Genomic DNA, 26189 nt, shown 5'->3' on the forward strand with positions numbered 1-26189 from the left:
GAACCGGTCTTCCGCCTTCTGCATATGCCCGGTATGCTCAAAAACATGAGTGAGTATTCCTACCGCATCGCCACGCAAAACGACATTCAAGCAATCACCGACATTTACAACGCTGCAGTCATACGAGGTGGATCATCGGCCGATATAACCCCACGCACATACGAACAGCGCAAAGCATGGGTTGAATCGCATCATGATCCGTACGCGGTGTTCGTTACGGAAACGGCAGATGATGACGGAGAGAGACAGATCATTGGATTCAGCGCGCTTTCCGTTTTCTACGATCGCGCGGGATATGATGGCGTCACCGATCTTGCCTACTACATCGACCCGCAATGGCAGGGCAGGGGAGTCGGCACATATACGCTCACCAAACTGCTTGAAGAATGCCGAAAGCGTAATATGCGTAAGGCATGCGGCATTATTTTCGCAGACAATGCCGGTTCGATCGCACTGATGAAATGGTTCGGTTTTACACAGTTTGGCCTCATGCCAACCGCCGCCACCGATTCCACCGGCACCATGCGTGACATGAGTTACTGGTATCTCGACCTGTAAGTACAATCTTTGCGGTTATCAAGACGAGACAACGCGGCGCAATATGAATGCGCGCAATCGTATGTATGAATGAATGGAACGATTTCAATGGCATCTGATTTCTGGCTGATCGCAGGACTCGGCAATCCGGGTTCCAAATATGAAGGCACCCGTCACAATATGGGATTTATGGCAGCTGATCTGCTTGCTGAACGTTGGTCGGTTAACTTTTCCGACCATAAAGGGCTTGCCATGCTCGGCAAGGGTGTGATGAACCTGTCTGGTCGTAACGTCAAATTCTTCCTGGCAAAGCCGCTCACCTACATGAACGAGTCAGGCAATGCGTTGGCTTCCATCAGCGCCTACTACCAGATTGAACCGGACCATATCGTGGTGATTCACGACGACATGGATCTTGATTTTGGACGTATCAAAGTCAAGGCAGGCGGCTCCGCAGGCGGACATAATGGCATCAAGTCGATTGACCGCGCCTTGGGAACTCCGAAGTATGCCCGTGTACGCATGGGCGTTGGACACGCGCAGCGAGGTGCCCACGCCCACGACAACACCGTGAACTGGGTGCTGGGCGGATTCGGACCGGATCAGCGCAAGCAGCTTCCGGAATTCCTCGCCGATGGCGCTGATGCCGCCGAAACTATCATTTTCAATGGCCTCGCCAAAGCTCAGGAGCAATTCAATGGCCGCTGAACCGGTGCAGTTGCCGACTTCAGGTTCCCTGGCTGGCATTCTTGACGTACTCGAAACCGACGAGGATTTTCGTGCGCTGATTTCCGGTGAGATCGAGGTGCCGGAATCCGACATAGACCCCAGCATTACCGTTGGCATTCCCGAAGGATTGCGCCCGGCACTGGCCGCTGGAGCATCGGGAACACGGCCGGTTGTATTTGTGGTGGCCTCCGGTCGCGAAGCCGAAGAGACGGTCGAGACGATTCGTTCGTGGTATTCCGGCGATCCGAACGACGTGGCACAGCTCGAAGCATGGGAGACCTTGCCTCATGAACGCCTCTCGCCACGCGCCGATACCGTGGCGAGCCGTATGGCGGTGTTCCGCAGGCTGAAGCACCCTCAAGAGGGAAGCAAGCTGTTCGGCCCCATCCGCATTCTCGTCATGCCGGTGCGATCCCTGATCCAGCCAGTGGTTGCAGGTTTGGCCGACGTGGAGCCTTTGGTGTTTTCTCAAGGCGAGGAATTGGCGCTCGACGAGGCGTCGCGTCGACTGGTGGAAAATGCTTATACTCGAGTCGATCTGGTGATGGATCGTGGTGAATTCGCGGTGCGAGGAGGCATTATCGACGTGTTCCCACCGACATTGCCACATCCTGTGCGTATTGAGTTCTTCGGTGATGAGATTGACACCATCAGGGAGTTCCACGCTTCGGATCAGCGTACGTATGGCGGGAATGTTCCTGTTGTTTGGGCCACGCCATGCCGTGAACTGCAATTGACTGACAAGGTGCGCAAGCGTGCGAAATCCTTGATTGGATCCATTCCCAATGCCGAAGACATGCTAGAATCCATTGCCAACGCCATTCCGGTCGAAGGTATGGAATCGTTACTTCCCGCATTGGTCGATGACATGGAGCCGGTGCAGGGCATGTTGCCCAAGCATGCGCTGGTCATGCTCTCTGATCCGGAAAAATTGCGTCGTTCGGCTGACGATCTCGCAAAAACCGCCAATGAGTTTCTTGCGGCCAGCTGGCATGTCGCAGCATCCGGTCATGGTGCCGGCGCTCCGATTACGTTCGATCAGGCGAATTTCTACGATTTTGAAGAAACGATTTCATCGCTGGTTTTCTCAAGGCATGACGTATGGAAGCTTACGAGTTTCGGCGTGGACTCAAGCAGGGAAGGACACGTTCAGCTCGACGCTGCCAATCCCGGCGAATATCGCGGAGATGAAGTCAAAGCCGCATCCGGTATCGAAGGTCTTCTTGATGCCGGCTATGCCGTCACCGTCACTGCAGGAGCGCAAGGTACTCTTGTTCGACTCAAGCGTGCCATCAACGAAACGGGAATCGCCAACTTCGACTGCATCAGATCGCGTGCCATCGACGGATTCGTCGATAATGCTGCGAAAGTCGCACTGCTTACCGAACGCGATCTGACCGGACGCACATCGGCCGCGGGACAGGCAAAAACACCGAAACGTCGCCGTAAGGCCATTGACCTTATGGAGCTCAAAGCCGGCGATTACGTGGTGCATGAGCAGCATGGCATCGGCCGGTTCCTCGAAATGCGACAGCGTACCATCGGAGCGGGCGCCAACCAGACAACACGCGAATATCTGGTCATCGAATACGCATCCAGCAAGCGCGGCGCACCTGCCGACAAACTGTTCATCCCCACCGATCAGCTTGACCAAGTCAGCAAATACATCGGTGCCGACGCTCCAAAACTCAACAAACTGGGCGGATCCGACTGGGCTGCTACCAAGGCGAAAGCACGTAAGCATGTGCACGAAATCGCCGAAGATCTGGTCAAACTGTATTCGGCACGTCAACGCATGCAGGGGTATGCCTTCAGCAAAGACACCCCTTGGCAGAAAGAACTGGAAGACGCTTTCCCATACCAAGAAACCGCCGATCAGCTGACTACCATCGACGAAGTCAAATCCGATATGGAAAAGCCCGTGCCGATGGATCGCCTGATTTGTGGCGACGTGGGATTCGGCAAAACCGAAATCGCCGTACGTGCCGCATTCAAGGCGGTGCAGGATTCCAAACAGGTGGCTGTGCTGGTGCCGACCACATTGCTGGTGCAACAGCATTTCGAGACGTTCACCGAACGTTTTGAAGGATTCCCGGTGGAAGTAAGGGCGATGAGCCGTTTCCAAACCACCAAGGAAATCAACGACACCATCAAGGGACTTGAAGACGGTTCCGTCGATGTGGTGATCGGTACGCACAAACTGCTCGGGCCGAAGGTCAAATTCAAGGATCTAGGCCTGGTCATCATCGATGAGGAGCAGCGTTTCGGTGTCGAACACAAAGAGACGTTGAAGGCGCTGCGTACCAATGTGGATGTGCTGAGTCTGTCGGCAACACCGATTCCGCGAACGTTGGAGATGGCCGTTACAGGCATTCGTGAAATGTCCACGTTGGCCACGCCTCCGGAAGACCGCTTGCCGGTGCTTACTTACGTTGGCGCGTATGAGGATGCTCAGGTTACTGCTGCGGTCAGGCGTGAGCTGTTGCGCGGTGGCCAGGTGTTCTATGTGCACAACCGAGTGCAAGACATCGCTTCGGTTGCCGCGAAGATTCACGAGCTGGTGCCGGAATCGCATGTCGGCATCGCCCATGGCAAGATGGGGGAGAAGCAGCTCGACGGTGTGATCCGAGACTTCTGGCATCGCGACATTGATGTGCTCGTATGCACCACCATCATCGAAACCGGTCTTGATATTTCCAATGCGAATACGTTGATCGTCGATCATGCCGACCGTTTCGGCCTAAGCCAGCTGCACCAGCTGCGTGGCCGTGTCGGGCGAGGCCGTGAGCGTGCCTACGCGTACTTCCTGTACGATCCGACCAAGCCGATGACCCAGCAATCTCATGACCGACTGGCCACCATCGCGCAGAACACTGCGCTTGGTTCAGGTTTTGACGTGGCGATGAAGGATCTCGAGCTGCGTGGCACTGGCAATCTGCTGGGCGACGAGCAGAGCGGGCATATCGAGGGCGTTGGCTTCGATCTGTATGTGCGCATGGTTTCCGAAGCTGTCGAACAGTACAAGGAGCCGGAACGTGTGGAATCGGTTGCTGTCACAATTGATCTGCCGATCGAAGCGTCCATCCCCGTCGGCTACATCGATTCCGACAAATTGCGATTGGAAGCCTACCGCAAGCTGGCAGGGGCACGTACGGAAGCTGATCTTGACGAGTTGCGCGATGAACTTACGGATCGTTACGGCAAGCCTCCGGTCGATTTCGAAGCATTGTTCGATGTGGCGCGATTGCGATTCAAAGCAAGAAAGCTTGGCATTACGGAGATCATCGGTCAAGGACGTAACATTCGTGTGTCCAAATTCGAGCCACGTGAATCCGTACAGATGCGCATGGCGCGAATCTACAAAGGCATCCAGTACAGGCCTGTCACTCAAACGTATGTGATCCCCACCCCGTTTGCGGGTTCGCTTGGATCCGGGCCAATGAGTTCCGATGAGATCGTTGGATGGACCAACCAACTTCTCGACGATCTTGACTGGAAGCCAGCGCCAAGGAAATAACAGGCGAAGTTCCGGACGCGTCCGACACGTTTTATGTGAGCGTTCACATAAAACGTGTCGGATAAGTTTGCCATACGTCCACAAAACGCACTATTCTAGGCAATGTCATCACAACCTAACGTTTATAAGGAGTAGTTGTGGCAGTAATTGAAAGCGTTTACGCGCGTCAGATTCTCGATTCCCGCGGCAACCCGACCGTTGAGGTCGTTCTCGACACCGAAGACGGTGCTCAGGGCTTGGGCCTCGTTCCGTCCGGTGCTTCCACCGGTGAAGCTGAGGCTTGGGAGCGTCGCGATGGCGACAAGTCCGTGTACCAGGGCAAGGGTGTTCTCAATGCCGTCAAGGCCGTGAACGAAGAGATCGCTCCGAAGGTCATCGGCATGGATGCTGCCGACCAGCGCGCTCTCGATGAGGTCATGATCGAGCTCGACGGCACCCCGAACAAGGGTCGTCTGGGCGCCAACGCCATCCTCGGCGTGTCCCTGGCCGCTCTGTACGCCTCCGCTGAGTCCGCAGGCCAGCCGCTGTACCGCTACATCGGCGGCACCAACGGCCACATCCTGCCGGTTCCGAACATGAACATCATGAACGGTGGCGCTCACGCTGACTTCGCCACCGACATTCAGGAGTACATGATCTCCCCGTACGGCTTCGACACCTACAGCGAGGCTCTGCGTGCAGGCGTTGAGGTCTACCACACCCTGAAGAACGTCCTGAAGAAGGAAGGCCTGGCCACTGGCCTTGGCGACGAGGGCGGCTTCGCTCCGAAGATGAAGTCCAACAAGGACTCCCTGAACTACATCATGGACGCCATCTCCGCCGCCGGCTACGAGCCGGGCAAGCAGATCGGCATCTCCCTCGACGTGGCTTCCTCTGAGTTCTACAACAAGGAGACCGGCAAGTATCACTTCGAAGGTGACGATCGCGAAGCCGGCTACATGCTCGACTTCTACGAGAACCTCATCAACGAGTACCCGATCGTTTCCATCGAGGATCCGTTCCAGGAAGAAGGCTGGGAAGACTGGGCTGCCATCACCGCCAAGCTCGGCGATCGTCTGCAGTTCGTCGGCGACGACCTGCTGGTCACCAACCCGGCACGTCTGGCTAAGGGCATCGAGCTCGGCGCCGCCAACTCCCTGCTGGTCAAGCTGAACCAGATCGGTACCGTCACCGAGACCCTCGACGCCATCGAGCTGGCCACCAAGAACGGCTTCACCTCCATGGTTTCCCACCGTTCCGGCGAGACCCCGGACACCACCATCTCTGACCTGGCTGTGGCAAAGAACACCGGCCAGATCAAGACCGGTGCTCCGGCTCGTGGCGAGCGTATTGCTAAGTACAACCGCCTGCTCGAGATCGAGGAGGAGCTCGGCTCCACCGCTCAGTACGCTGGCTACAGCGCTTTCAAGGCTTGCAAGAAGTACATCGCCAAGTGAGCGTAAGCGCATCGAATATGCGCTGATGTAGAGTGCCCGTCGTGTTCCTCGTCGAACGCGACGGGTATTTTCGTTGCTATGAGCTCAAAGTCACGCAAGAAAGCATCCAAAAAAGGCAGCGCGGGTCCCATCGCGTTCTTTGTGGCGGTATTTATCGTGGCTTTAGGAGCTATCCAGTTGGCGTCGACATTCCACACCTATGCGTTGAATATGGCTGAATTGAATGGCTTGAAGAAGCAGGAAGCCGCGTTGATAGCGCAAAAGCAGGAATTGGAAAACGACATCGCGCGCTGGGATGACAAAGCCTACGTTACGGCGCAGGCGAGGGATCGTCTGGGATTCGTGTTTCCGGGAGAACAGGCGATTCGTGTGGAACATCCCGAAGCGGTAACCGGCGAAACCACAGAAGATAAGAAGACGACGGACGAATCGCGGAAAACCGTACTGCCTTGGTACAAGGAAATGGCGTATTCGTTCAAACAGGCCGACCAATCGGATGAGGTGAAATCGAGGGAAACGTCCGAAAGTACGGCAACCGGCGAATCGGATGCGAATGGAACAAGCCCGGAATCCGGTGGTCAGCAGCAGGCTTCACAAGACAACAACCAACAGCAATCAGGAGATCAGCAGGAGTGACACAGGGTATGACAATCAGCGAACAGGCCAAAACCTTGGCGAAGAAGGTTCTCGACCAGCCTGCCACCGAGCATGATATTGCTGTGGTTGAGCGTCAGTTGGGTCGCTACCCGCGTGGCATGGTGGCTGTCGGAGCGCGTTGCGTGTGCGGCAGGCCTTTGGCTGTGGTCACGCGTCCGCTGCTGCCGGGAGGCGTGCCTTTCCCTACCACTTGCTATTTGACTGGTCCGGAAGCGGTGAAAGCCATTTCCCACATCGAAGCCGAAGGTAAGATGAAGGAGTACAACGATCTTTTGGCTGAAGATGACGATCTGAAAGCCGCTTACGAGCGTGCGCACGAACTGTATTTGGCGTTCCGGCATGAAATCGCCGTTGCCATGGAAGACAGCGAAGAGCATATCGAAGGCACCAGTGCCGGCGGCATGCCTGTTCGCGTTAAGTGTCTGCACGCCTTGTTGGCGCAAACGCTGGTGATGGGCGAGGGTGCCAACCCGATTGGAGACATGGCATTGGAGGCGATTCGTCATGAATTCGACCCCAATGTATGCCGTTGCACGGTGGCAAATGAAGACTGAACCATATTCAGACAGAAAGAAGAAGCAATGAAATCCGTTACTGTTGCCGGCATTGATTGCGGTACGAACTCGATTCGTCTGAAGGTCTCCCGCGTCAGTGAAGACGGCGTTGAAGATATTGTTCCGCGTATCCTTCGTGTGATTCGTCTCGGTCAGGATGTTGATAAGACGCATCGTTTCGCCGATGAGGCATTGGAACGTGCTTACGCCGCTGCCCGCGAATTCGCCGAGGTGCTGAAAGATCATCCGGTGGACGGCATTCGTTTCGTTGCCACTTCGGCCACTCGTGATGCTGAGAACCGTGAGGAATTCGAAGACAATATCGAGCAGATCCTCGGCGTGCGTCCAGAAGTCATCCCCGGCACGGAAGAGGCTGATCTAAGCTTCCTTGGTGCCACGAGCGTGGTTCGTCGCGACGTCGAAGCTCCGTATTTGGTGGTTGATCTGGGTGGCGGCTCTACGGAATTGGTGCTTGGCGGCGACGGTGTAAGCCATCCGAACACGCAGGTGCAGGCCGCGTTCTCCATGAACATTGGCTCGGTGCGTATGACCGAACGCCACTTGAAGAACGATCCGCCTACCGAAGCACAGATTCAAGAGGCTATTGCCGACATCGACGAGCATATCGATGAAGCGTTCAAAACGGTTCCTGCAGGTAAAACCCGCACTATCATCGGCGTGTCTGGCACAGTGACTACCATGACCGCTCTGGCCATGGGATTGACCGAATACGACCATTCCGCGGTGGATGGTGCCAGCTGCTCGCTGGAAGACGCTTATGCGGTCGATAACAAGTTCCTTAAGATGCCGCGCGAAGAGCGCCTGACCTATAAAACCATTCACCCGGGTCGTGTTGACGTGGTCGGCGGTGGTGCTCTGGTGTGGAATCGTGTGCTCGCCAAAGTCAGTGAGGCAGCCTATGCCGACCATGGTCAGCATATCGACTCCTTCATGGCCAGCGAACACGGTTTGCTTGATGGCATTGTGTTGGATTACGGCACGCGATTGCTTGCCGAACGTTAACGTGGCATAATAACTTGGGCGTCGGCTTGTTCGACGCCTTGCCGCCATGGCGAAACTGGTATACGCAACCGACTTAAAATCGGTCTCTTCGGATTGCGGGTTCGATTCCCGCTGGCGGCACCGAATGACGTTGTAAATGTGTTGCTGGATAGCACGTACGAAACAATCCGTTATTACACTGGCGGCATTGATAACCCCAAGTAGCCGACTGGAACGGAAAAAGTATGACGTCGAAAGATATCAAGCCAGTAATCGAACAGCCCGATACGGAAATTCCGCTGATGCTCTCCCAAGCGATTATCGTCGCAGGAGTTTTGGCTGTGGGCGAACTAGCTTGCTCTCCGCTGTATTTCTCGTTGTTGAAGTCGTCGTTGGCGTTGATTCCATGGGCTATGGAAGCGGTGTTCATGGCAGTGGCGTTCACGTTCGTTGTGGGCTTTGCGTTGCTGTGGTGTGCCGAATCGTTTACGCTCAAAATGCGTGAGCGGTTCCGTCCGTTCGCATATGCGATTGTTGGACTTATCGGTTACGGTGTGTGGAGCCTGCTGGTGTTCTCCGCCACCATCAATTCCGTGCTTGCCATGGTGGGGGAAAGTGTGCTCACCAATGGCCAGATTGGTGCGATTGCGCTGAATGGCGCAGCTCTTGGCTTCGTCGCCTTCCTGTTCGCCAAGTTGCTTGACGTTAAACTCGGCAATCGTAAAACCACTGCCATCATCATGCTGGTGGTGGAAGTTGCGGCCGCCATCATTGGTTTGATTATTATGATTCTCATGTTCCGTGCATTGTATGCAGCCTGAGCAAGGCACCTGAGAGGCAAGGCGGCGATTGGTATGTTTAGTATTCTCGAAATGTTCAAGATAGGCGTTGGGCCAAGTTCCTCACACACTGTTGGTCCGATGGTGGCGGCATGCAAGTTTGTCGAATCCCTTGAGCATACGGGAACGCTTGGCCGTGTGAGCCGCGTGCGTACGGTACTGTATGGGTCTCTTGCGTTGACGGGCTTGGGGCACGGTACCGATCGTGCGACTGTGGCAGGTCTGGAAGGCAACATGCCGCAAACCGTCGATACGGATCATGTGAATACCATTCGTCATGAATGCGAGGCGAGTGGGGAACTGTTGCTGGCGGGTAAGCATCGCATCGATTTCGACTATGAGCATGATGTGGTGATGGACGTGTGGCATCGCATGGCCGCGCACCCTAATGGCATGCGTTTCCAAGCATTTGACCAGCAGAACAATCTTGTTGATGAACAGGTCTGGTATTCCATCGGTGGAGGCTTCGTGCGGCAAGGCAATGCCGAGGATCTGATGATCGGCATTCATGAGCGTCCGCCGGTCGGAACGTCTTTCGCCGATCAGCAAAGTGATTCCTCACTTGATGACGTTTCGGATGTGCCATATCCATTCACGTCATGCGACGAACTCATTGCTCTATGCGAGAAGCACCATATGAGTATTGCCGACATTGTGTGGGCCAACGAAACGGCCATGCAGTCGGCGGTGCAGGTTCGTAGCGAACTGGATAACGTGTGGAGGGTGATGCGTCGTTGTGTACAGCACGGATGCTATACGTCGCAGACCGTGCTGCCCGGCGGTTTGGATGTGCCCCGCAGGGCGCCGAAAATGTATGCAAGGCTTGCCTCCAACAGTGATGTGCTTGCGCGAGACAAGAAGCGCGTGGATGCGGTGCTCGAATCGTCGGATGCGGCATGGGTGGATTTGTTCGCTTTGGCGGTGTCGGAGGAAAACGCCAGTGGTGGGCGAATCGTCACCGCACCGACCAACGGTGCTGCAGGAATCATTCCGGCAGTGCTTCACTATTACTGGCATTTCGTTGACCATGCGAATGAAGAGGGTGTTATTACCTTCCTGCTCACTACAGGCGCGGTAGGGTACCTGTTTAAACGCAATGCCTCCATTTCCGGTGCGGAAGTCGGATGCCAGGGAGAGGTCGGTACGGCATGTTCGATGGCTGCGGCCGGTTTGTGCGCGGTGATGGGTGGTACTCCGCGGCAAGTGGAGAACGCTGCGGAAATCGGCATTGAGCATAATCTGGGACTGACCTGTGATCCCGTGGGAGGTTTAGTACAGATTCCATGCATCGAACGCAACGCCATGGCGGCGAATACTGCTATCAATGCGGTTCGTATGGCCATGCTGGGAGATGGAACGCATATCGTGACCTTGGATCAGGCCATCAAAACCATGAAAGACACGGGCGAAGACATGATGGCCAAGTATAAAGAAACCTCAAAAGGTGGTTTGGCGGTCAATGTCGTTGAATGCTAGCGGTGGTTGGTGCTAGTCTAGGTGGCATTGTGCTTTTCAAGGAGGTTCACCATGGCATCTCAAATGCCCGTTGTCAATGTTGAGTTCGGCGATCGCCCGACCATCGAATTCTCGTCCGAGACCGCTCCGGCAGGTCTGAAGGTTGTGGAGCTGCTCGAGGGCAATGGCCCGATGGTTCGTCGCGGCGACACCGTCACCGTTAACTATCACGGTGTGGTCTGGGGCAAAGACACCCCGTTCGATTCCAGCTTCGACCGTCACCAGCCGGCCAGCTTCGGCATCGGTGTTGGCCAGGTCATCAAGGGTTGGGACCAGACCGTTCCGGGTCACAACGTCGGTTCCCGCTTGGTGGTGTCCATTCCGCCGGAGTATGGCTATGGTTCCCGTGGCGTTCCGCAGGCCGGCATCGGCGGCGAAGACACCCTGGTATTCGTGATTGACATCATCTCCACCCGCTGAAACTAAGCGGTATAGAGTAATTTCCAAGGTCAAGGAGGCAACATGGCCGAAGAAAAAACGCTTCTGCTGACGCAGGAAGCTTATGACAAGATGAAGGAAGAGCTCGCTTGGCGTGAAGGCGAGTATCGCGACGAAATCCTTTCCAAGGTTTCCGCGGCACGCGCCGAGGGCGATTTGAGCGAAAACGGCGGCTATCAGGCCGCTCGTGAGGCTCAGCGAGTAAATCAGGGACGCATCGAGGAACTGACCGTCAAGCTACGCAACGCGAAGATTCTGACCGCACCCAAGGCCGGTGAAGTCGGCGACGGTTCTTTGGTGACGCTGGATGTCAACGGCCGTGAAATGGTCTACGTGCTTGGCACGCGTGACCTATCCATCGCCACGGACTACAGCATCATCAGCCCGGAATCCCCGATCGGCGCAGCCATCAACGGCGCTCACGAGGGAGACACGGTGTCGTATACGGCTCCGAACGGACGTGAGATTTCCGTGACCATCAAGGAAGCCAAGCCGCTCGCCTGAGTGATGTTCGCCATAAGCCGAATCTGATATTCCAACGACATGAAGCGATATGACAAGGCTGGTTCATCGAATAAAATGATGAACCAGCCTTGTCATATATTTCGTCAAACTGCAATCAGATATGATCTGAACTTACGGCCATAGCTGCACGATCACCATGTAAATCGCCACCATGTGGCATGCGTAACCGGCGACGGTGCCGCAATGAAAAATCTCATGGAAGCCGAACACCTTCGGCCATGGATCAGGCTTACGTAGCGCGTATACGATGGCTCCGGCGATGTAGCAGGCGCCGCCCGCGGCCAACAGCACCACAACCGCTGGGCCGGCGTATGGTGAAATCCAGAACAATCCCATGAATGCCACGCCGGAAACGCCGAAAATAATATACACAATCACGTAAAGCCAGCGTGGGGCACTGATCCAGATGACGTGAATGATGAGCGCCACGGTAGTGCAGATCCACATGCCTGCGATGATTGAATTGCGCCAGAATGGTTCGAGTGCAAAGGAGACCGGCGTATAAGTTCCTGCGATTAGCAGGAAGATATTCATATGGTCGATGCGTCGTAGCGCGTCGGTAACGCGAGGTGACCAATCGCCCAAATGGTAGCAGGCGGAATTGCCGAACAATACCAGCGAACACGTCATGAACACGGCGCAGGCCCACTTCAAACCGATACCGTGTGCCAGACAGATTAGCACGATGCCGGCCGCCAACGCCAGAGGAGTGGCCACGGCATGAATCCAGCCACGCATCGCCGGCTTGGGGCGACCATGCACGTCAAGACGAATCTTGCGTTCAATCTCCGCCGGAGTGATGCCTTCTATTTTTGCGGCACGAGCTTCGCCCTTGGCGATAGCCATTTTCGCCTTGCCGTCGGCCTTCTTGCGGATGTTCTCGGCCTTGTTGCGTGCCTTCACGCGAATTATATCGGCCTTGGCTTGAAGAGCCTGTTCGCGTGCTTCTGCGATGATCGCGCGTTTTTCCTCGATCTGAGCTTCTGTGGGTTTCGCCATCTGCGTGCCTCCACTGTAAGTTACGGAACCGTAACCTACGTTACCGTAACTCATGGATATGTCAACATCCCTTTCCAATAATATGCGTCTAATATGCGCATGTGTCGTACAAAACCTCTGGCGTGATGCGTATGATGGAACGCATGGCTGATTTCTCACATATCTTGACGACCCGCCCTGATTTCGACGACGAAGATCGTGAATGGCTGCATCATCTGGTCGCCGACTGGCAGGTGATTGCCGACCTGAGTTTTGCTGACCTGCTGCTCATTTTGCAAAATGGCGAGGGCAAATACATTATCGCCGAGCAGTGTCGTCCATCCACGGTGATGAGCCTGAGAACCGATGACGTCGTTGGCGATGTTGTTGAGGAGGAGATGAGCGCTGAATTGGATGCCGCGATGGCTTCCGAGTCGGTGTTCCGTTCCACGGTGCTCCGCACGGTGGGTGGATCTACGGTATGCAATGTGTATGCGCCGGTGCGCCACAACGGCAAGACGCTGGGACTGGTGGTACGTGAGACGAACATGGCTACCCGAGAGTCGAATGGACGTTACGAATCCGAAAGCATCAGCGCGGGCAAGCATCTGTATGAGATGATTCCGCGCGACCAGTTCCCGTACCGCAATCCGATCATGAACCAGCGTCATAATGCGCGTGTGGCGGACGGTTTCATCGTGCTTACCGTCGACGGCATCGTGCGATACGCTTCGCCAAACGCCATCAGCTGCTTCCGACGTTTGGGGTCGGTCAGCACCATGCAGGGGGAGTACCTGAGCGAAATCGGCACCAAACTGCTGCGTGAGAACGATCCCGTGCTGGAAACCCTGCCTCTGGTGCTCAGTGGCAAGGCTGCCGTCGATTCTGAACTTGACGCCAACAAGTCCGCAGTGTCCATGCGTTCGCTGCCGTTGATGGATGCCAATGGCCGTGTTGGCGCTGTCGTGCTATGCCGAGATGTGACCGAGCTTCGTCGTCGTGAAAAGGAACTTCAGACCAAGGATGCGACGATTTCCGAGATCCACCATCGCGTCAAGAACAATCTGCAGGCGGTTTCCGCATTGCTACGGCTGCAGGCACGTAAAACCAAGTCCGAAGAAGTCAAGAAAGAGCTGAAAGAGGCGCAGCGCCGTGTGCAGACCATCGCCATGGTCCATGAAGGCTTGAGCCAGACCGCCGATGAGATCGTGGACTACGACAAGGTCATTTCCAGTCTGTTGAAGATGGCTGTGGATCTGGCCACCATGCGCGACCAGCACATCGACATCGATTTCATCGGCCGATTCGGCATGATGCCGGCGCAGGATGCCACGCCGCTGTCTCTGGTGCTGACCGAGCTGATCACCAATTCCGTGGAACATGGTTTTGAAGGCCGGAAAGACGGGCACATCACGATTTCCGTGGGCCGTGGCGGCAACAACCTCAATGTCGTAGTTGAAGACGATGGCACCGGTTTGGCCAATGAGGAGCATGACGGCATGGCGCGTTCCTCCGGGTCAGGCCTAGGTACGCAGATCATCAGCACGTTCGTCAACAACGATTTCGGAGGTACGGTCCGTTGGGAACCTCGCCGCGGCGGCGGCACCCGAGTGGTGCTTGACATGAAGCTGCGTGCAGCATAAGGCCGATGAACGCGAAAGCGATTCGGAAGGCATAAGAAAGTCCGGTCGACTGTTAGAAGTCAACCGGACTTTCTTGTAAGCTGCTATTCGCAGAGCATATGCAAATGACGGATCTTCGAAAAACCCTTAGATCTGCATCTGCATGGCCTGGGAACGACGGGCTCGCATGGCACGACGCTTAAGCGCGCGGCGCTCATCCTCGCTCAGACCGCCCCAAACACCGTAATCCTGATTGGTGTCGAGAGCGCATTTCAGACACGCGTCAATCACCTTGCAGGTGCGGCAGACGGCCTTGGCCTCTTCGATCTGCTGGTAGGCGGCACCTGTGTTGCCGACCGGGAAAAACAGCTCCGGATCCTTGTCGCGGCATGCGGCCTTGGCGCGCCAGTCAAAAGCACTGCTCATATAATCGCCTTCCTCTTGCCATGTACGGCATATAAGTCTGTTACTCAGATAACCACGAATCGTGCGACTTTTCAAGAGTCTTTACGAAAAGAATCCCACGAATCGTCAAAAACCTTGAAATTCCACACATTGAATAGGGCGGGCTTTGGCTTGCTGAATGAGCACGCCACGACCGTGAAGGGTATAGTCGTCCGCTGAGAATCCGTCCAGAATTGCTCCGGGAATGCCTAACATCAGATCATTGGAACGTTCTCCGCAGGGAAATGCCACACGGGTGGGGCATCGGTCCAACAGTGCGGAAATGGGTTTTTCCGTAGCTGCAATCACGGTGATATTGGGATTTGCCAATGCCTCCCGCAGCTCGTTCGCTTCAGGCGAAGTGGAAAAAGGATTGAGCGGCTCGTCCGCATCATCCACAATCCAAATGGTGCGTTCATGCAAAGGCGATGGCCTTCCGTCATCCGTCACCATGCCATGCTCGCTTTTGCGTGTGAAACGAATATTGGCACGACCTGTGTCGTACAGCCAACGTGCGCAATGCAGCAGCAAATTGGTTTTGCCGCTGCCATAAGCGCCGATAATGGCGATGTTCTGTTGGCTCACGTTGAGAACGGCGGTATGTACAAGCACGCCATCGTCGGCAAGAGCGAAAGGAATTTCGTTCCATGGCCGGTTCGTTGTGGTCGACAGATCGGATTGCGTCGCATGCCGGGCGAGAGGATCGGAAAACAAGAGAACGGGGCGTTTGCAAGCATGGAATCGTGCGGCTATGTTGATGTTGAGGATAAGCCGGTCGACATCTCGAACCGCGCTGCATAGGAAAGGCGTGGTGCGCTGTCCGTCATTGCAATAGGCGGCGCCAGGCATATTGGGAGGAATCAACGCCGCGTCGCGTATACCGATCAATTCGTTCGACTGCATCTGGTCCGTAACCCTTAAACATATGTTTAGCGACATGTTGGCCTTCATATCGGCATGGACTTGGCCCATGGGATTTTGCGTGCAGACAATCAAATGCATGCCAAGGGAACGGCCGAGCGATGCAAGACGGTTCAACCGTTGCATATAGTCGGGCAGACGGTCGCGAAGCGCGTGGAACTCGTCGATGACCACGACCAGTCTTGCCGGAGGATTGGCCAGCTGATCGAAACGGGAGACGCGTTCGGAGCTTACCAAAGCCTCACGCCGAATCAGCTCCTGTTCGATGGCGTTCAGTGCACGGACCGCATGGGACAGGTCAAGATCGCAAACGTTGCCAACCGTGTGTGGAAGCTGTTCCAAGGCGTTGAATGTCGATCCGCCCTTGAAATCCAGAAACACGAAATGCAGATCGTCCGGGCTATACTGCATGGCGAGCGATAGACACCAGCTGATGAGCAGTTCCGATTTTCCCGATCCCGTGGTGCCTGCAACCATCGCGTGCGGGCCTGATCGTTGCAAATCCGTACGGAACAAGCCATGTTGCGTGATTCCTAAGAGGCAGGAGGATGTGGGGGAGAGCCACGTTCGTGCGATGGTACGCCACGGCAGCATGTCGTCGTTCAAACCGTAGAGGTGTTCGAAACATACACGGGGCATCGCGGCGAATGATGGTCGGTCAATGGTCCGCTCTAGCGTTTCCGCAACCTTCGACGGTGTGGCGTCCGCAGGTTCGTCATACTGCTGTTTCTGACGGGACCGCAATGCCATGGATACCAACGACATCGCGCTGCCGATAAGCCCCGGGGCGAGCATAGCCACGTACAGCCATTGTCGTTGCGCGATCATCACGACAAGCATGACGAGCTGCGCCAGCACGGGTGCGGCCCAGCTGATGAGCATCAGCCGGTCTTCATTGAATCCATCGGTATGCTTGCGTTTGTTCTTGCCCTTCATACACGCCATAGTGGGCAATGCGGATGAGCGGGTGCAAGCTGAAACCATGGTTGTGGTCGGAGGATGAGTTATCCACATCTCCCGACCGGAATGTCAGCCTTGCTGTTCGGCAAGCGTGCCTACAGTGCCTGCTTTGTGGGTGCCTTTGGCCAGCTCGGAGAACAATTCGAGATTCTTCTCCTCATCCAACAGTACGCTGGAGCCAACGCCATCAACGTAATAGCCGGGGTCGGTCCAGTAGACGCTTCCCGAAATGCCTTGGTCTCCAGAAGCGCTTTTGAAGGCCAAGGCCATGCGCATCAGCGATGAGGTCGAAGCCTTCTCATCCACGGTCACGGAGCTTAACGCCGCTTCCGCGACTTTCTTGACCTTGCCGAAGTTCAGAAGCGTATTCTTGGATGCGCCTTTTTTCACTATGGCATTGATGACCTGGCGCTGACGGGCCGCACGCCCGAAATCACCTTGCGCGTCGGCATAACGCATACGAGAGAACGCAAGCGCGGTGGTGCCGTCGGCAGTATGACAACCGGCAGTCCAGTTCAATTGGGAGTACGGGTCATCCACGTCTTGGTCGTAGCACAATTCGACGCCGCCAAGGGCGTCGACCACTTTGACAAGGCCGCCGAACTGCACCATGGTAACATGGTTGATTTTCTGCCCTGTGATGTCTTCAACCTCGTTGACTAGCTGTTTTCCGCTATATAGTTGCGCGACCGCATTGATTTTCATATAGCTTTGGTCGATTTCCACCAAGGAATCACGCGGAATGGAAATCAGTGAGGACGGGCCGGATTTCGGCTTGGTGAGCACGAGAATAGTGTCCGTTCTGAAACCGGTCACGTCTCCCGCATCGCCAATGGTGCCTTCGCGCTCGTCGGAACCGAGAATCAGCCAGCTTTCGCCGGCAGTATCGGCTTTGTCGGTCAGCCAGGACTGTTTGTTGAGCTGCCCGTCCACCCAATTCCATGAGGAGAATATCGACAATCCCAAAGCGAGGAGTATGACAAGGAAGATGAGCAGAATGGTTTTTCCCACATGTCGCTGTCCATGCGGTCGAGCGGCTTTTGCGACGGATCGCAATGCCGATGTGCCGGAGCTGGCCATGTTTTGGTTTGGGGTGCCTTGGTTAGTCATTCGTGGCGTGCTTGCTGGTATGGAGGAGGAGCCTCGTACCTGTTGTGCCGCACGTTTCGGATTATGCGATGCTGAAGCAGGTGCGAATGATGCGGGAGAGGACGTGGCCGGTTTGCGTGTTCCGCTGGCGGAACGTGCGACAGGACGGAAGCTTTGCGGTGCGCCCGACGAAGCTGCGGAAGACGATTGCGTAGATCGTCTGGCCGAATGCGAAGCGCTAGAACGGGCCGGTTGCGAGGCGGGAGAAAAACTCGGAATCGATGGGGAGCCGGATTTCGGAGGGACCGGGGATTTATGAGGTTGTGGTTCCGTCTTCTTCCGTCCTGCGGACGGGATGAAGCTCGGTGGTACGGACAGGGGGTCCTTGCCGCCGTTCTCTTCACTCATACAAATATCCTCCAAAAAGAAATCCGTTCCTACACCATTTACACCGTGTAGGAACGGATTCGGTGAAAGCGGTCTAGTTCTTTGCGGGAACGGCACAAACCGTCGCGTTGAGGTAACGGTCGGCAAGTCCGATGTACTGCCCGGTAAGAGCGTCATGGATGGAACCATCTTCAGGGTCGACCGTGCCGCCGGTGTTCGGATCGATCAGCGTGCCATCGGCCTGCGTGATTAGACCAGTGACCGAATCGGGTGTTGGCGCGGCTTCCTGAGAACCCGTGTTGTCGGTGCCTTCAGTCGAATTATCGGTGGAATCGCCGGCATTGCCTGCGCTGTCGGCATCAGTGTTCGTATCGGACTCATCAGAACCATAAATCGGCTTGTCCATGCGCATCTTCTCCCAAAGCGTCTCCGCCTCATCGGCCCAGACCGAACGGTTCGGATCCGACGGCGCGGACACCACTGGAACGGTCTGTGAATACAGGTTGGACAGATTGAAATCCTTGAGGCTCATGGCGAGACCTGCAAGTGCGGCGGTGTCAGCCATGCCTTGTGAAATATACAGTGATTGCAACGCCGATTTCGCCAGCTGATATAGCTGTGCGGTATCGGTGAAAAGATTCTTGCTGAGCGCCTCGTTCATCAACTGTTTGATGAGGTACTGCTGCCTGGTTGTGCGCGACGTGTCGGAACCATCTCCCAAACCATGGCGGGTTCGCGCGTACTGCGTCGCCTGATATCCGTCCAGATGGTGCAGTCCCTTGGTGAGCTGTAGGCTGGTGTAGGGATCATCGACATCCTGCGGGATGCACAGGTCGACGCCTCCCACGGCGTTGATCATCTTGACCAAGCCTGCGAAATCCACGACGATGAAGTTCTGAATGTTCAATCCGGTGAGGCTGTTCACTGCATTCAATGTGCAGCTTGCGGCCGAAGCGAGATCACCGCCGGTCTGATATGCGTTCGCGAAAATCGAATTGAACATCACGTTGTATTGCGCGGGAATTGTACCATTGGTTGTCTCGCACTGAGGTACATCCACCAAGGAATCGCGTGGAATGGAAACCAGGTTGATTTTGGTGCGGTCCGCGGAAATCTGCGCCACCATCGTGGTATCAGCCTGATGGTTGCCTACCACATCGTCGAAATTGCCTCCGACTGACTGGTTTTCCTCGCCGTCGCGGGAATCCTGTCCGATGAGTACGAATTCGATGGGCTTGCCGGAATTTGGGTCGATGATCGACGTGTTGGCGTCAAGTGAACCTTGGCCGATAAGCTCCACTGAATGGTTTTTGATGATGCCATTCACATCCAACCATGTCGCAGCTGCCGCGGTACCCGAGAACACCAGCATCGCCGCGATGACCGAAGCGACTATCGTTCTCGCGCGATGCTGCACTCGATAGCCAAGGCTGTGACGCGGCTGTGCGTCTCGCAGTCCATTGACGTTAGGAAGCTTATCGCCGGCTGGTGATGTGGTCACGGTATCGCCTTCCTGTTTGTATAAAAGATCACGCCATATCTCAACGCGTTCTAGAACATATCACTACGCTGTTATGGGATTATAGAGATGTTCCCCGATTTTCGCTGATTCTGCTTCAGGCCCCCGTCATCTTGATCGTTCCTCGTACCACATTTTTCTTGAATCAAGGTTATTGACACGGCGGAAAACTTGACAAAAAGAAATTGCATGTGTGTAATTCAACGTGACTAAGTGCGCATACGTATGGATAGGGGAGGACGCATGTGGGGTGTGATCGATGAGTCCTCCGACAATCCGCTTGCGGAGTTGTGGGGTCTGTTCAAGCGCGATGACGATGTTTCCTGGCAGCATAGGGCCTTATGCTCCCAAACCGACCCGGAGGCGTTCTTTCCCGAAAAGGGCGGTTCCACTAGGGACGCCAAACGCGTGTGCGCCCAGTGCGAGGTTCGCGAACAGTGCCTGAAATGGGCCATCGAACACGATGAGAGATTCGGTATTTGGGGTGGTTTGAGCGAACGCGAGCGGCGTCGTTACAAGAAGGAACACAAGGAACGGGCATGACGTACGGCGTGCCCCGTGCGTACACTTGAAATTATGAATTCTAATGCCAGCAGCGATATTCAGGGAATCGTGACCGATCTGCTCAACAGCAGGCCGTACTCTCACCGGCAGGATGCCGATCCGTCCGTGGCTGCGGTGATTACCGCGCAGAGCGATTTACGTTTTTTCCCCTCCACCTTTGCGGCGGTGCTCGCACAGCGTGTGCTTCCGGGCACCATCATCGTTGCGGATTGCACCAATCAGGTCGAACAGCCCATGCAGATGACGTTTGACGTCATTCCGTCGCCGGCTGGCGTGCTTACGGAAGTTCCTGAAAGCAAGACCATACGTGTCGTTCTGGTAGGGGTGAAAGGGGCGACGTCATTCACGAATGCCGTGTCTCGTGCGATGCGGCAGATCGACCTTGACGCCCAGATCAGCGCACTGTGGACTTTGCACGACGACTCGAGGCCGGCTGACGAGTCATGCCTCGAAGCATTGCTTGATGCTTGGAGAAATACACCGACGGCGTCTTTGCTCGGCGCGAAACAGCTGGATTGGCAGGCGAAAAGCCTGCATAACGTCGGCCTGTATGCGGGGCGTCACAATCTCGTATCTTTGGTGGTGGATGGGGAACCCGATCAGGAACAGTATGATGGCCGGCAGGATGTGCTGGCAGTCTCGCTTTCCGGCGCGTTGGTTCCATTGGCCACCTTGCGAACGTGGAAGGGCGCTGATTCCTGGTTTGGCACCTTCGCCGAGTCCACGGATCTATGCCGGCGCATCTGCCTGGGTGGAGGTCGTGTGGTGGTGGTGCCGCAGGCTCGGATTGCCCATAGGAGAGCACGGTTCGAAGGCGTGCGCTCCAAAAGCGGCCAGCAGGTCGGAGACGAGGATGGTCGCATCGATCCATATCTCGCGAAGCGTGAAGCGAATACGAAATATGCGTACACGGATGTGCACCGTTCCTGGTGGCTTTTGCTGTGGATCTGGTCGTTTATCAAGGCACTGGGCTTGGCCGTGCTCTGCCTCACCCGTAAGCAGCCGTACCATGCCTGTTGTGAGCTGGCTTTGCCGTGGCGTTCGTTGCTTTGTCTGCCGGGCGCATGGCGTGCTCGTGCCAGGCTGCGCGAGCAAAGCAAGGTTTCCCTGAAATCATTGTCGGCATTGCAGGCGGGCCGTCAACAAATCAAACAATGGAACGATCGCAAGCGAGCCTTCCTCGACCAGCGTGGCACGGTGATTCTTAGCCCCCTCGCCAAGGCGCATCTGCGCAAAAGGCTGATGCGCAGATGGGGATTTGCCCTCACCTCTGCGCTGATCGCGTTCGCTTGGATCGTCTTCCTGTATTGGAATGTGTTCCGTAGCGTGCTCTCCGGCGCGTCGATGTATTCGCATACATTGCTGCCGACCGACGCAGGCTTTGCCCAGCTGGTCCGTGCCGCCACTACATCGTGGGCGTATACCGCGGGAACTGGTGTCAGCGCGCCGAGTGCGCCATGGCTGTTGGTGCTCATGGTGGTTTCCGTGTTCACTGCGGGGCATGTGGCGACCGCCGTCGCTGTGGTGTTTTTCCTGTCTGCGCCGTTGATGGTGCTGTCGTTTTGGGCTTTGGCTGGAATCTTCACCCGCTCTGACACGGTACGTTGCGTGACTGCATTGGCATGGTTCGCCATAGCGTTGTCAATGAGCGTATATAACGATGCCGATGTGGCGATGATAACGGTTATGGTGTTCCTCCCCGCGGCTTTCGCGTTCTCTTTCCGAGCTGTGGGTATGTATCGAACGGAGGATTTGCTCAAACCTCAGGCTTCCGTGCAGGCCGCCGCTCTTGCCGCGTTATGCTTCATTCCCGTTGTGGCCTCCGAACCGCAATTGTTGCTGCCGTTGATGTTGTCGTTCCTTGTGTTCCTTATGCTTGTGCGTTCCCATAGAACGACCTTGCTGTTGATTCCGCTGCCGGCTGCATTCGTATGCGCGCCGACGTTGGTCAATGCGGTGCGTTACGCGGGAGCTGGCACCTGGCGTCAAATTTTCGGTAACGTGATGTTGCCGTCGTCGGCGCATGATGGGCGTCCGATGATCGTCAATCTTTCGGATATTGTCTCCCGAGCGTTCGGCGTCACCCTATCAGGTGAGGCATGGCAGTATGCAGCTGTGGTGATATTGGCCTTGATTGTGCTTCTCGCCGCGGTGTCGCTGTTCCTGCCGTTTGTGCTTCGGGTGTCGCGCATGATGTGGGTTGTGTCGGTTGCGGGCTTGGTCACTTCGCTGCTTTCCGCTGCGGTTGTGGTCGCGGTCGACTCCGACGGAGCCGTGGCCGGTTCCGTGCTTCCAGGCGTTTCGTTCACGATGATGGGATTGCTGTCTTGCGTGTGCATGGTCGCCGGTAGTGCGGTGCAACGATTCGTCATGCTGTGGCAGCGGCCTGCCGGTGATATTGGGATTGAGGAGCATGGATCCTCTGAGGGCATTATTGCCGGTCATGCCGTGCGAATCGTGCTGGTCGTCTTGATCGCCGCATCCGTTGTAGCGAGTGCCGGTTTCGATTTCATCACGCGAGATCATGACACGGTCGCTGCCAGTGATTCGGGACTGCCGATTGTCGCTTCCGACTTTCTTGCGCAGGATGAGGCGAGACGTGTGCTTGCCGTACGTGCGGATAGCACAGGTTCCATCAGCTACAGTGTGATGCGCACCCGTCGAGGTGATTTGATTGACAGTTCTCCGGCGCAGCGCGTCGAAGTGGCTTTCGGCCGTTCCGATGATGCGAGCAAGGCGATTGCGAAGGATTGTGCTCAGCTATTGTCAAATGCTGATTCCGATGCCGTTACCGATCTGAGCGAATTGGGATTTGGTGGCATCTATGTGGTGCGTTCCGGTGATGACAAGGCGCAAAAGCAGATATCCGACCAGTTGAGCTCCAATATCAGTGCTTCCGATGGTACGCAGAACGTTGTGAGCACCGATGCGGGGACATACTATCGCCTTACCATTCAAGACACAGCCAAGCAACATATCGACCGCAAGGGGTATCGCCAGGCGGAGTCGAGCGTTTGGCGCCATGCATGGCTGTGGTGCATGGGGGTTGTTATTGCCGCGTACTGTTTGGTTGCGTTTCCGCGCATGAGGCGTCAGGGTCAGGAGGAAGCATGAGTAAGCATTCCCGTTCCAAAACGGTTTGGCGTATGGTGCTGGCGGTTGTGTCAGTGCTGGTTATCGTCGCATTGGTGGCTGTGGCTGCGGTATATCGTCCGACATGGATTCATGCCGATTCGCCGATGACGCAACGTTCATCCGTGTCTCGTACGGTCAGTCCCCGCCAACTGGAAACGTATTGCCCTGCGCGAATGACGATTGCTGATACCGATGCGTATGGTGACAGTGAATATCAGGCGTCCAACGGCAATATCGCATCGTCGGTGCGTTACACGGCATTCGGCGCGGTGTTCCATTCCTCCGTAGGATTTCTTGGCACTGATGAGACCACTTCGGCGTTGGTGCTGACCAAGGATGATGAGGGAGCGGACGATGATGTTTTTATTGCGTCCGGTACGGTCAACGACGGTTCCCAGTTGCAGAACACCCGTTTGTTGTCGGCTTCCGATGGAACGGGAGCGGCTTCCTCGATGATGTCTTGGGCCACTGATGGAGATTTGAAAGGCGTTTCCGCGGCTTCCTGCGTCACGCCGGCTTTGAAGCAGTCGTTGATGGTGTCGGGCACCAAAACAGGCATAACCCAGCAACTGGTTGTGGCCAATCCTTCAGCCAAAGCCACATCGGTGAACATCAAGGTCTGGGGATCCGACAAGGCCGGCGCTCTGGCGTTATCTACAGGTTCGACGTTGACGGTGGGAGCGGGCAAGGAATCCATATTGAACCTTGCCGCGGCGGCTTCCGAACAGGATGCCCTGTATGTCACCGTGTCCAGTGCGGATACTCCGGTCGCTGCCGTGGTCCGCACGATAACAATGGACGGTCTGACTTCGAAAGGGTCGGATTACGCGGTTCCCAACAATGTTTCTGCGAAAACGCTGGCGATTAACGGACTGTCGGAAGGCGATGACGTCAATCTGTATGTGTATCCGTCCCAGCAGGCCGACGTCACGGTATCTTGGACGGACGGAACAGGAACGAAGAACACCAATCAACAGACGCTTGAGGCGAATCGTGTTTCGGTCATCGACTTGGGTTCCGTTCCCAAGTCGGCGACCGGCCTCACCATCAGCGCCACTGAGCCGGTAACGGCTGCTGCAAAAGTCACCAATGATGGAGACGGCGATCAGGCTGATTTCGCTTTGGTCAATGCCTCGGTGCCTATGAACGTCTCCGCCATAGCCGTTCCCGACCATGCCACAGCGCAAGTGAGCGTCACCAACACATCGGACGACGATCGCACGGCTACATTGACGTCATATAACGGAGACGGCGATATCGTGGAACAAAGTGACCTCACCATCCGAGCTGGCGCTTCAACTACGATCGAATTGGCGGATATCAATGATGGAGACGTGGCCGCGGTCAGTCTCGCCGATCCGGATCAATCCATGGTGTGGAATATCCGCGTAAGCCAGAAGGACGTTTCGGATGCAAAGCTGGCCGGAGTGTCCATTATCGGCGCAACTGATCTGAAGGAAGCCCGCGAACAGGTGTGGTCCAATCAGAACATGACCATCGTGCGCTGATCACATACCCCAATCCGGGTCGATCTCCTCAGGACGGCGCCCATACAGTTCCGCAAGACGCAACACCACTTCGTCTCGAATCGCGAACTGAAGATCCATGCGGCTACGCGCGTGCGACTGCAAAGGCATACGGTACAGCACTATGCGCGGCGGTATGCCATGCTCGGCAGGAAACGACTGCGATCCCAAACGCGGTGTGGCCTCCCAAGGCGCCGGGTCGGATGGCGGCACATCTTCGACAGCAAACTGCACCGGCGCCACCAGTTCCGGCCACGCATCGTTGAGCCTGCGGATCTGCGCCACCAGCATATCGTCGAACATGCCGCTTCTTGTACGATACCGTGGAAGTCTCGTGCCGAACATCGGCGTTCTCGTTCCACGACCATGACGATTTCTATACACGGTTGATTCCCAAGGCAATTGATACATGGCCTCTACCATATCAGGGCTTTGCGCGAATCATGCGATACCATATTGTTCATTGCACCGACATAGGAGGAACGATCATGGCGGATATTTCCGTGCCCTGTTGGAATGACGTGAATATCGATGATTTGTGCGCTGGGGCACGACTTATCGCCTTCGATCTTGACAACACACTGGCAAGGTCAAAAAAACCTATGAAGGACGATATGGCCGAATGCTTTTCCGCATTGACGTCACTGATCGATGTCGCGGTGATCACCGGAGGCAAGTATGCGTTGCTGAAAAGCCAGGTGGTGGAACGGCTGACAGGGCAGGCAAACCGGGCGAATCTGCATCTTATGCCGACCAGCGGCACGCGATACTATCGTTGGGATGGTGCGAATTGGATGCAGGTCTTCGCCCACGACCTCAGTGAAGAGGATCGTGCGAAAGCCTACGAATCGTTGGAACGCAATGCGCGCGGGCAGAACATATGGCTCACCCATGTTTGGGGCGAGCGCATCGAAGACCGCGGCAGCCAGATCACGTTCTCCGCATTGGGGCAGCTTGCACCCACTGAGGCCAAGGAGACATGGGATCCGACCAACGAGAAGAAAAATCGTTTGGCGAGGGCTGTCGCTGCCGATTTGCCGCATCTTGAGGTGCATCCGGGCGGAGCCAGCAGCGTTGATATTTCTGAAAAAAACGTTGACAAGTCGTTTGCGGTCCGGGAATTGGCCGATATTCTTGGCATCAAGGTGGACCAGATCGTATTCGTAGGGGACCGTATGGATCCCGATGGCAATGATTACCCTGCGGCGCGGGCCGGTACCAGGGCGGTGAAGGTCACCTGCCCAAACGATACCGTGAAACTGTGCGGTGGAATCATTGCCAGTCTGTCACGGTAG

At 55.8% G+C, this 26189-nt stretch carries 22 protein-coding genes and 1 tRNA gene; 17 read left to right on the forward strand and 6 right to left on the reverse strand.

The features are described from left to right. The first annotated feature begins 45 nt into the window (after positions 1-45). The 12 genes from BBCT_RS03405 (at position 46) to BBCT_RS03460 (ending at position 11728) form a co-directional block, all read left to right on the forward strand. On the forward strand, positions 46-558 hold the full coding sequence (locus BBCT_RS03405; RefSeq protein ID WP_033512930.1) for a GNAT family N-acetyltransferase: 513 nt from the start codon (positions 46-48) through the stop codon (positions 556-558). 87 nt (positions 559-645) lie between these two features. Continuing rightward, a complete protein-coding gene (gene pth / locus BBCT_RS03410) occupies positions 646-1245 on the forward strand; it encodes an aminoacyl-tRNA hydrolase (RefSeq protein WP_003835284.1) in 600 nt (199 codons plus the stop codon). Next, a complete protein-coding gene (gene mfd / locus BBCT_RS03415) occupies positions 1235-4783 on the forward strand; it encodes a transcription-repair coupling factor (RefSeq protein ID WP_003835283.1) in 3549 nt (1182 codons plus the stop codon). The genes pth and mfd overlap by 11 nt, the downstream gene beginning before the upstream one ends. A 137-nt stretch (positions 4784-4920) precedes the next feature. Beyond that, positions 4921-6219: a phosphopyruvate hydratase gene (gene eno, locus BBCT_RS03420; protein WP_003835282.1), complete on the forward strand. Its 1299-nt coding sequence runs from the start codon at positions 4921-4923 to the stop codon at positions 6217-6219. Positions 6220-6297: 78 nt separating this feature from the next. After that, positions 6298-6855, forward strand: coding sequence for an FtsB family cell division protein (locus tag BBCT_RS03425; RefSeq protein WP_003835281.1), 558 nt, complete (start codon positions 6298-6300; stop codon positions 6853-6855). Positions 6856-6863: 8 nt separating this feature from the next. After that, a complete protein-coding gene (locus tag BBCT_RS03430; protein WP_003835280.1) occupies positions 6864-7430 on the forward strand; it encodes a DUF501 domain-containing protein in 567 nt (188 codons plus the stop codon). A 27-nt stretch (positions 7431-7457) separates the two neighbouring features. After that, complete coding sequence (locus BBCT_RS03435) at positions 7458-8453, forward strand: Ppx/GppA phosphatase family protein (protein WP_003835278.1); 996 nt, start codon at positions 7458-7460, stop codon at positions 8451-8453. 40 nt (positions 8454-8493) lie between these two features. Then, positions 8494-8573: transfer RNA gene (locus tag BBCT_RS03440), tRNA-Leu, on the forward strand. Positions 8574-8677: 104 nt separating this feature from the next. After that, positions 8678-9253 (forward strand): hypothetical protein, encoded by a 576-nt coding sequence (locus tag BBCT_RS03445; RefSeq protein ID WP_003835276.1) that lies wholly within the window; start codon positions 8678-8680, stop codon positions 9251-9253. Positions 9254-9286: 33 nt separating this feature from the next. Then, on the forward strand, positions 9287-10747 hold the full coding sequence (locus BBCT_RS03450) for an L-serine ammonia-lyase (RefSeq protein WP_003835274.1): 1461 nt from the start codon (positions 9287-9289) through the stop codon (positions 10745-10747). Positions 10748-10798: 51 nt separating this feature from the next. Further along, positions 10799-11206, forward strand: coding sequence for an FKBP-type peptidyl-prolyl cis-trans isomerase (locus BBCT_RS03455; RefSeq protein WP_003835273.1), 408 nt, complete (start codon positions 10799-10801; stop codon positions 11204-11206). 42 nt (positions 11207-11248) lie between these two features. Then, a complete protein-coding gene (locus tag BBCT_RS03460; protein ID WP_003835271.1) occupies positions 11249-11728 on the forward strand; it encodes a GreA/GreB family elongation factor in 480 nt (159 codons plus the stop codon). Positions 11729-11860: 132 nt separating this feature from the next. On the opposite strand, the gene trhA is transcribed toward BBCT_RS03460, so the two are convergent. Next, positions 11861-12748: a PAQR family membrane homeostasis protein TrhA gene (gene trhA, locus BBCT_RS03465; protein WP_003835269.1), complete on the reverse strand. Its 888-nt coding sequence runs from the start codon at positions 12746-12748 to the stop codon at positions 11861-11863. A gap of 143 nt (positions 12749-12891) precedes the next feature. On the opposite strand from trhA, the gene BBCT_RS03470 reads away from it, so the two are divergent. After that, positions 12892-14370: a sensor histidine kinase gene (locus BBCT_RS03470; protein WP_033512920.1), complete on the forward strand. Its 1479-nt coding sequence runs from the start codon at positions 12892-12894 to the stop codon at positions 14368-14370. A gap of 126 nt (positions 14371-14496) precedes the next feature. Here BBCT_RS03470 and BBCT_RS03475 read toward each other — a convergent pair whose 3' ends face one another. From BBCT_RS03475 to BBCT_RS03495, 4 genes are all read right to left on the reverse strand, one after another. Beyond that, on the reverse strand, positions 14497-14775 hold the full coding sequence (locus BBCT_RS03475; RefSeq protein WP_003835265.1) for a WhiB family transcriptional regulator: 279 nt from the start codon (positions 14773-14775) through the stop codon (positions 14497-14499). Positions 14776-14880: 105 nt separating this feature from the next. Beyond that, positions 14881-16659, reverse strand: a complete 1779-nt coding sequence (locus BBCT_RS03480; RefSeq protein WP_003835258.1) for an FtsK/SpoIIIE domain-containing protein — start codon at positions 16657-16659, stop codon at positions 14881-14883. Positions 16660-16743: 84 nt separating this feature from the next. Beyond that, a complete protein-coding gene (locus BBCT_RS03485) occupies positions 16744-18171 on the reverse strand; it encodes an LCP family protein (RefSeq protein WP_172620098.1) in 1428 nt (475 codons plus the stop codon). Positions 18172-18244: 73 nt separating this feature from the next. Beyond that, positions 18245-19567: an LCP family protein gene (locus BBCT_RS03495; protein ID WP_231858099.1), complete on the reverse strand. Its 1323-nt coding sequence runs from the start codon at positions 19565-19567 to the stop codon at positions 18245-18247. A 345-nt stretch (positions 19568-19912) separates the two neighbouring features. Between BBCT_RS03495 and BBCT_RS03500 the strand changes: the two genes are divergently transcribed. The 3 genes from BBCT_RS03500 to BBCT_RS03510 are packed head-to-tail and all read left to right on the forward strand — an operon-like array spanning position 19913 to position 24876. Next, a complete protein-coding gene (locus tag BBCT_RS03500; protein ID WP_033501720.1) occupies positions 19913-20212 on the forward strand; it encodes a WhiB family transcriptional regulator in 300 nt (99 codons plus the stop codon). Positions 20213-20245: 33 nt separating this feature from the next. Further along, positions 20246-23347 carry a glycosyltransferase family 2 protein gene (locus BBCT_RS03505; RefSeq protein WP_003835247.1) on the forward strand — a complete coding sequence of 1034 codons (3102 nt, stop codon included), beginning with the start codon at positions 20246-20248 and terminating at the stop codon, positions 23345-23347. Then, on the forward strand, positions 23344-24876 hold the full coding sequence (locus BBCT_RS03510; RefSeq protein WP_033513342.1) for a DUF5719 family protein: 1533 nt from the start codon (positions 23344-23346) through the stop codon (positions 24874-24876). The genes BBCT_RS03505 and BBCT_RS03510 overlap by 4 nt, the downstream gene beginning before the upstream one ends. On the opposite strand, the gene BBCT_RS03515 is transcribed toward BBCT_RS03510, so the two are convergent. Then, positions 24877-25305, reverse strand: a complete 429-nt coding sequence (locus BBCT_RS03515) for a metallopeptidase family protein (RefSeq protein ID WP_081450277.1) — start codon at positions 25303-25305, stop codon at positions 24877-24879. 77 nt (positions 25306-25382) lie between these two features. Between BBCT_RS03515 and BBCT_RS03520 the strand changes: the two genes are divergently transcribed. Then, positions 25383-26189 (forward strand): HAD-IIB family hydrolase, encoded by an 807-nt coding sequence (locus BBCT_RS03520; protein WP_003835242.1) that lies wholly within the window; start codon positions 25383-25385, stop codon positions 26187-26189.

Source organism: Bifidobacterium catenulatum DSM 16992 = JCM 1194 = LMG 11043, assembly GCF_001025195.1.
Classification (GTDB): domain Bacteria; phylum Actinomycetota; class Actinomycetes; order Actinomycetales; family Bifidobacteriaceae; genus Bifidobacterium; species Bifidobacterium catenulatum.